This window comes from Prevotella sp. S7 MS 2 (assembly GCF_000762865.1).
GTDB lineage: Bacteria > Bacteroidota > Bacteroidia > Bacteroidales > Bacteroidaceae > Prevotella.
The window spans coordinates 1-7,660 of sequence record NZ_JRPT01000055.1 but is presented as its reverse complement, the minus strand read 5'-3'; the positions used below and the strand labels follow the sequence as shown (position 1 = coordinate 7,660).

General features: G+C 50.4%; 7 protein-coding genes. 1 reads left to right on the top strand and 6 read right to left on the bottom strand.

What is annotated here, in order from left to right:
* Nucleotides 1-206 precede the first annotated feature (206 nt).
* Nucleotides 207-992 (bottom strand): bifunctional 2-polyprenyl-6-hydroxyphenol methylase/3-demethylubiquinol 3-O-methyltransferase UbiG, encoded by a 786-nt coding sequence (locus tag HMPREF0671_RS09155; RefSeq protein WP_036899784.1) that lies wholly within the window; start codon nucleotides 990-992, stop codon nucleotides 207-209.
* Between the two features lie 211 nt (nucleotides 993-1,203).
* Between HMPREF0671_RS09155 and HMPREF0671_RS09150 the strand changes: the two genes are divergently transcribed.
* Nucleotides 1,204-1,992, top strand: coding sequence for a hypothetical protein (locus HMPREF0671_RS09150; RefSeq protein WP_004341067.1), 789 nt, complete (start codon nucleotides 1,204-1,206; stop codon nucleotides 1,990-1,992).
* Nucleotides 1,993-2,028: 36 nt separating this feature from the next.
* On the opposite strand, the gene mobV is transcribed toward HMPREF0671_RS09150, so the two are convergent.
* From mobV to HMPREF0671_RS09125, 5 genes are all read right to left on the bottom strand, one after another.
* The gene (gene mobV, locus HMPREF0671_RS09145) at nucleotides 2,029-3,390 is read right to left on the bottom strand and encodes a MobV family relaxase (RefSeq protein WP_036899783.1); all 1,362 of its coding nucleotides are present in this window, start codon (nucleotides 3,388-3,390) and stop codon (nucleotides 2,029-2,031) included.
* A gap of 220 nt (nucleotides 3,391-3,610) precedes the next feature.
* Complete coding sequence (locus HMPREF0671_RS09140; RefSeq protein WP_036899781.1) at nucleotides 3,611-4,027, bottom strand: hypothetical protein; 417 nt, start codon at nucleotides 4,025-4,027, stop codon at nucleotides 3,611-3,613.
* An 11-nt stretch (nucleotides 4,028-4,038) separates the two neighbouring features.
* Nucleotides 4,039-5,286: a primase-helicase family protein gene (locus HMPREF0671_RS09135; protein ID WP_084589756.1), complete on the bottom strand. Its 1,248-nt coding sequence runs from the start codon at nucleotides 5,284-5,286 to the stop codon at nucleotides 4,039-4,041.
* A gap of 469 nt (nucleotides 5,287-5,755) precedes the next feature.
* A complete protein-coding gene (locus HMPREF0671_RS09130; RefSeq protein ID WP_004341058.1) occupies nucleotides 5,756-6,145 on the bottom strand; it encodes a hypothetical protein in 390 nt (129 codons plus the stop codon).
* The gene (locus tag HMPREF0671_RS09125; RefSeq protein WP_036899775.1) at nucleotides 6,142-7,365 is read right to left on the bottom strand and encodes a site-specific integrase; all 1,224 of its coding nucleotides are present in this window, start codon (nucleotides 7,363-7,365) and stop codon (nucleotides 6,142-6,144) included. The genes HMPREF0671_RS09130 and HMPREF0671_RS09125 overlap by 4 nt, the downstream gene beginning before the upstream one ends.
* Nucleotides 7,366-7,660 lie beyond the last annotated feature (295 nt).

Genomic DNA, 7,660 nt, shown 5'->3' with positions numbered 1-7,660 from the left:
CAGTAACTTTGGATAGAATAGCGACAATCCTTTATACAAGGGCACCTTGTGCGATTGGCTGATTTTGGGGTAACGATTTGGCAACCGTTCCATTTGCTGTGTACTGCTTTGTTTTGCTTGCAAAGAACTCTTTATCTCCGACAAAGATAACGATTATTCCCGAACAATTCTACTCTTTGCTTTATTTTTTCAAGGCAAGGAAAAAATTATTCCCCTGCCGATTTCAAGAAGTAGAAACACGATGTTGTGAAGAAATTGCGGATATATGGAATTGCCCCTATCACGGCGTACAGCCTTCGGGGACGCAGGTGGAATTTCACCTCGTAATGCGGATTGATGAAATAGAAAGTCCTGTCAATGGCTTCAAAGCCTTCCTTTCTCATCGTCCTCTCAAACAACTCTATCGGGCATTTGGTCTTCTTGATGTTCAACAGTTCTCTGACGCATCCCTCGTCTTCCTTCCGAGCCCTCAATATCCGCTCATACAATCTCGTCGGAAGCAGGTGAAAGAAAGGCAGGTGCGAGAGGATGCGGCTTCGGCATATCTGCTGATGCCCACCGAAAGGCATCTGCCAAGCAGGAAAGGACATGAAAATTACCCCCCGGGTTTTTAAAAACTGTTTACACTTGTGCATAAATTCCTCCTTGTCGTCGATATGCTCTATCACATCATGGCAGACAATCAGGTCGAACTGATGCCTGAGTTCCTTCAACAGGAACACATCGGAGGCGATGAAACGCCCTTTTGCTCCGTTCTCTTGGAAAAACTTCCTTGCGTCCCTTATCCGTCCCTCTGCCATATCCACGCCCACTACATCGCAGCCCATGCATGAGAAAGGCAGGAGGTTTCCACCGTCCCCGCAGCCTATCTCCAACACTTTCGTGCCTTTCCCTACCTGCCTGTACCGCTTGATGTAAGGAATGAAATACTTCTCGCTTGTGGTTGCGAGTTCGTTGAAATACTGTCTTCGGTTAAGTTGTCTTGACTGCATCTTATTTTAGGGGTGTTATGGTTTCAACGACAAAGGTAGCAATAATCATGGAATAAGACCGCATGTTTCATTCGTTACCATGAAAAATACCTATAAATGATTATATGGCAATGCGATATGGACGAGTGCAACCCAAAGTTTCCGCTCTTTCGTTTGCGGAATGGCGGGAAAATTCGTATATTTGCGAGGTACGACTAAAAAAGATGTAAATATGGCACACCGTAAAACTTGTTTTGTTTTATTGTTCTTGGCATTCCTGCTGGCATGCGCGTCCTGTTCCAATCCCCAAGACGAGGACAGGAAATCTTCTTTTCAATTGGATAAACCTTATAGGGAAATCATGCAAGGCTCTACGCTCCGTGTGTTCATCACGAGTGGCAGTGGAGACTTGCAGATAAGCAATTCCAATGCGTTTAAGGACTATGCTAGAATTGCCTATGCGAGAACTCCCGAACAGGCAGGGCATGTAGGTGTTCTTTCAATCCAAGCCCTGCAAGTGGGAGAATTTCAGGTCTCACTGACCGACAACCTCACAAAGGAAAGACAGCAGCTGACCGTTAAAGTCCTCCCGCCTTATCTGTTACTGGAAATTCACGAAGGCTCAGACCCTGTATGGTCAATAGGAAGCGGAGTTTCGGGACTTTTCCTTGTCCAGAACGCAGCGCATTCTTTTTATCTGTGCCGTTACAAGCCCACTCTCTATCGGTATGTCAGTCCTGCCGTTCTCTCGGGCGTATATGAGATTGTCATGAAAGACGGCGTTCCGACGAACTTGCGCCTGCAAAGCAAGAAACAGGGAATTGTCCGTGATTTCACCTTGACAGGGAAAAACAAGAAAGAGGCTTTGGAAAAACTCGGGAGATTAGGCAGGCTCGGACTTCTTCCGAATGAAGAGAAATTCATCTGTCCCGTCTTTCTTGACGAACACGACATGGAAGAGCATATCATGGCGGAAATGACTTATAAGGAAGCAACCTTGCCTGAGAAAGTCATGGAGTGAGATGCAGGAAAGGAAGTGGAGCATGCGGAGGCACGGTTACAGCCTCACTCCCTTGCTCCTGTTCTCTTGGGAGGAATGGACGGACAAATGTCTGAATTTCTCCCACTGCTCCTTAAACCAACGGGCAATCGGCACTCTGTCCACGAGCAGGTTGAGTACGGTCTTGCCATCCCTTTCCTCCCTGCCCACCTGCAAGCGTGCCTTCTCAACGGCGAACGAACGCCTGTACTCATCAGAATGCAGTTTCCCCGTAACAACGAGTACTTTGCCTTGCAGGAGTTCGTCCGTGTGTCTCTCTGACAATCCGACCGAACGGCAAAGCCTTTCAATACGGAAAAACTCGGCAAGCATGGGAAACCATTCCTTTGCCTTGTCGATGATGCGCCTGAGATTGCCGATTTCACGCTGATGCTGCTCCGATGCCCGCAACCGCTCGGCGACGTGGCTTTCCTTCATTTTCTGCATATCCGTGCGCATCTGTCCGATGCTCTCTTTCAGTTCCGCCACCTCATCATGCAACTGCCTGTTCTCGCTTTCAAGCCTGCTCACTTTATTACCGCCCAACAGAGAGTTGATGCCGTTGAGTGCTGCTGTGGCGGTCTTGGTAGCTGAGTTTTTCAGTTCCACCGTTTTTTTCTCCGCCTTGATGCGTGCGAGTTCCATTTTGGCTTGCTCCGCCTCCTCGATGATGCACCGTGCTTCCGCCTCCCTTGCCAGCAGGTTGGCGATGTTCTCCTGTATGTCCTCGCCCTGCGTGATGAGATTGCGGTAATACTCATGCGTGGAGAGGTGCTTGGCTGTCGAGCCCCTGACACCCCTTTTCAGCTCGTACTTCGCCATGTGTTCGGCGTAGGTGTCCTGATACCTGATGAGGTTGGCACGGCTCATCACCTCGTCTGCGCAGAGGCGTGGGGCTGTCGCTTTCGTCCTGTACCTGCGCTTTGCCTTCTCTTCCTTCTTCTGCTTCCTGCGCTCACCCTGCACTATCGGCACTACGGTGGCATGGATGTGCGGTGTTTCCTCGTCCATGTGCAGGACTGCCGACACGAGGTTGTCCGCCCCGTAGGTCTCTCTCAGCCACGCCACGCTGTCATCGCACCACTCTCCGAGCCTCCTTTCGTTTTCCATTCGTTCCATATCCTCGTGCGTTCCGCTCAGCACGATGCGGATTGCCTGTACTTGGTTCTTCCCTATCTTGCGTTTCAGCCCTGCCGTGTCAAGGCGGTGGCGTATGGCAGCCGTGCGGTTGCACACACCGTCGGGAAACCTGATTAATTCACGGTTGAGGTGCGTTCTCGTAGGGTCTATGTTCTTCGGCACGATGGTGCGCTCGATGTGAGCCGACATTCCGCTGTCGGCTCCCTTTGCCTTTTCCAAATGCAATACGCAATATCCCATATCCTTTTGTCTTTTTTAGATGTTGTCATTATCTTGTTTTCGTTGCCTTGATGTCCTTAGATACGGTCGGTGGACAATCGTTGAAAGGAGGAAAGACTTCCTTTCGGCTTGCTCGTTTCTTTATGCCGACAGGCTCGGCAGGGGTGTCCAGAGGGGTGCAACCCCGTTGGCTTATTGGGAGATTTTCAGCGGACACGGAGTGAAGCGTGAGGAAAATCCCCTAATAAGCTACGGTATTTTCTCTTTTGAAAATATCCGTACCGTGCTTACCACGTGGGCATTTGCCCCAGCCACTTCTTTCCCTTGTATTCTGAAGTCCCCACGGCTTCTCCATCGGTGCTGCCGATTGGACTTGTTTCTCCGAAGGCATACTTGGACTGCACCCGAATATCTGAATACCCTGCATGCTTGGAAATACAGAATGCACGGCTTGCCGTGACTGCCTTTTTCTGTTGCTTATATCAGCGTGTCTTGCCTGTTCCGTTTCCGCCTGTAATGCCACTGCCGTTTCCCACCGAAGTCGGAGTGATGAAAATTCTGATGAATTGATGAATCTTGTTTCAATAATATGGAAATCAGTACAATATGCTTTCATTATGTCCTCATCAAGCCGCTTGTCAAAGCTGAGTTTCATCATTTCCACTCCCCCTATCCCTGCATTTCCTCCAACTGCTTCCTGCCGACGGTGTAGAAACGCCCCGTGCGCCTTACCTCCGTGTATGGGCGCATGTTGTCATAGCTCGGTTGGCAGGTCGTATAGGTGAGCGTGTTTTCGGCAGGAGTGAGTTTCCATATATCCTGCACAATACGCCTTACCTGCGTCCTGTCCGTCCTGCAGCCTGCGCAGTTCAGCAGAAGGAGCATGTCGTTGATGCAGAAAGAGAAAGCGGACGCTTTCATGCAGTCCATGACTTCAAGGCAGGTTTCCGCCATCTCCACCTCCGTCCTGTTACGGTTGCTCCGTATAATCCTGCTCAGGGCTTGCGTGTGGATGAGTTCGGGACTGAACCACATGCGGCTCTCTTTCTTCGTGGAGAGCGTGCGGTGCTGGAGAAAATAGAGGAAGGCGGGTATTTCCTCCTTTACCCTTTGCAGGAAGTCCGTGTCGTCCTTTTCTATCCTCCCCACCTTCCTCACCCAATAGCGTGTCTCTCCTGTGTCGATTATGACGGGTAGACGTTCGTTGTTGGAGCATAGTACGAACTTGGCGAAGAATGAAATCTCATCCCTGTCCTTGCCCTTCGCCTCCACCTTGTAGGAAAGGGTGGTGCTGAGGTTCTTGAGCCGCTCGCTGTCCTCCCTGCGGTCGAGAAGCACCTCGTCCACGAGGATGAGCAGTTTCCCTGCCCAGTCCGAGTTGAACTGACTTCGGAAGTCCTCGTTGGTGTTGAAGGTTACATTGCCCCCGAAGAGGGCTTTGAGGAAGTTGAGGAACGTGCTCTTGCCCGTGTTGCGCTCCTCTGATACGAGCAGCAGGATGGGCAGTTTCTCTATGGGCTGCAGGTAGAGTAGTTGCAGGTAGTCCATGCCAAGTTCGTACTGCTCCCCGAAGATGTGCCTTGCCAATGCCTCGATATGGGGAAACACACCTTGCTTCGGATGATGCCCCGTCGGCTCGTAGAGGTTGAGGAAACTGCCTACTACGGGCTGATAGTTCACATGGTCGGGGACGGTGCAAAAACCGTCATACTTCGGGACGATCGCCAGATAGTCCCTGCCGTAGTCCTGACGGAGCGTCTCGTTGTTCCACACGATGCGCTTCCTTACAAAACCGCCTCCGACAAGAGGCATGTCTGCAAGTTTGTAGAGCGTTGTGCCCACACGGACGAAAGCCCCGTCCTTTTTTCTTTTTTCGGGCATATCTTCCAGCAGCCCGTCATTGTTTTTCTTATCCATTTCTTTCTTGCTTAAATGGTTGATATATAGCATCGTGCAAAGTTACGGACATCGTTCGGAAAACTACTTGTGAAGAATGGCGCGGAACGGTGAAAGAAAAACGGAATGGAATAAAAACAGGGGAAAGCAGGGAGGTGCGGAGCAATAATTGAGGGGAACAGGAGGATAATTTTGCAGGATTTGTCGAGGGTTGCTGAAAAAGGGAAAATGCCTTTTTCTTTCATCGTTCGCAAGCGTCTGATGATATGTTGATGAACTTGCAATCGCTTGATATTCAATCATATTATATCAATATTCATCAATTCATCAAAATAAAAGAAGTTGTGTTCGGTATGTTTTTCTTTTCTCGGCAGTCCTATACGACTCGTCCCTAACTGTTATCCCTGCCCTTCAACCACCCAAAAAGAAAAAGGTTTATTTCCCCATCGACACAAGGGGATAAACCTCTATAAACCTCTGTCAAGGCGTTTCAGCAGGGACTGCCTGCCCGTGCAGGAAGGAGCATGACAAACCTTTCGTGCCGTTCGTTCAGCATTGCGATGACATGCTCCCAAAGCCTTTTTGCCCTTTGCGACCTGATACGGAACGCAAGGGCTATGACCATTTCAAGGCTGTACGCATCAAGCCAGCGACCCTCCGCCACCCTGATGTTCCTCTCTGCCGTGCAGGGGTGCAGCAGTCCATCCCTGTATATCTTCTTGACCAGCGTGTGGATGGTATGTCCGAACACGCCAAACAGGTCGGCAATCTCAAACTCGCCCATCCATATTTCGCCGTTGGGTATGACGATGTTCCCGTGCTCGTCTATCGTGATTATTCGACGGGCATTGCTGCTTATGTCTTTCCCTTTCATTGTCATGCCATCTTAATATTGCCAAATGAGGCGTTGAGCTTGCTGCCGAGCATGGAGAGGTCGGTGTCGAGTTTCTCGGTGGTTATCTTCGCATAGAGTTGTGTGGTTACGATGTTCGTGTGTCCGAGTACACGGCTCACGCTCTCAATCGGCATGCCCTTGCTCAGAGCCAATGTCGCAAAGCCGTGCCTTGCGCAATGGAAGGAGATGTCCTTTGTTATCCCGCACTCGCTGATGACTTTTTTGAGCTTCTTGCAGACCGTCCAGTAGTTGATGTCCCCGAATATGGAGTTGTCCATCTGGAACGGTCGGTATCTGTCGATGATTTGCAAGGGTATATCGAGCAGTTTCACTTGGTACGGCACCTGTGTCTTGTGCCTTTTTGCAAGTATCCACTTCTCGCCGTTCACCTCCACAATCTCATCGGTGGTGAGTTCCTTCAAGTCCACGAAGGAAAGGGCGGTGAAGGAGGCGAAGACAAACAAATCACGCACGAAGGCGGAATGGCTGTCCTTGAACTCGTGCGAAACCAGTGTCTTCAACTCGTCCTCCGTGAGGAACGCACGCTCCTTCGTGTTCGGGCTGATATGAAACTGCGCGAACGGGTTTCTCGGTATCTTGCCGTTGAAGTGCGCACGCATCACCACGCCTTTGAGCCACATGCAGTTTATCCATATCGTGGCGTTCCTGTTTCCTTTCACCGTGCTGAGGTACACGGCGAAGTCCCTGATGAAGTCGGGGGTGAGTTCCAGCATCGACATGTCGCTGCGGTTGTACTTGTGGCGGATAAACCTCGCCGTGTTGTTCCTCGCCCTGAGCATCACCTTGTATGTTCCCATGCTCCTGTCCTTACCCACACGCTTGAACAGAGAGGCGCAGTCCCTGTCGAACGCTTTCATCAGGGTGTCGTACTCGCTGCCCAGCCCCTGATAGGCGTTGCGCACCATCTCCGCCGTGACGAACGCCTCACGGTCGGAAAGACGCTGATAGTGCTTGATGATTTGCGCCTTGATGTTGTCGAGCGAGAGGTTGGTGGCGATGGCTTCCCTGCTCTTGCCTTTCGCCCTGTTGCCTTTCACATCCCACAACTCCTTTGGGATGGTGCGCTTGCAGCTGAACTGAGCCACCGTGCCGTTGATTGTAACCCGTCCCATGATGGGGACGATGCCGTCTTTCTCCTTGCTGCCGTTCACATAGAACAGCACCTTGAATGTGCTTCTTGCCATTGTCTTTTCTTTTTGGTTGCAAAATTAAACATGAAAGAGCCTAACCCTGCTATGCAAAATATAGAGCAATAGAGCAACAGCAACGGATGCACGGAAAACCGCTGTTTTTCTCCTCTTTAGCGGAGGTAATTATCCTGCTTTCGGGTAACGATTTGAAAACATTTCTGTTTCAATAATCCGCATTTTCCTGCCTCGTGGCAGGTGGCGGATTTGCTGCGATTTACACCGTATAGCCCTAATAATCAAGCCGAATTGCGTTAAACTTCCGATTTCCTGCAAATATTACAGCGATTTT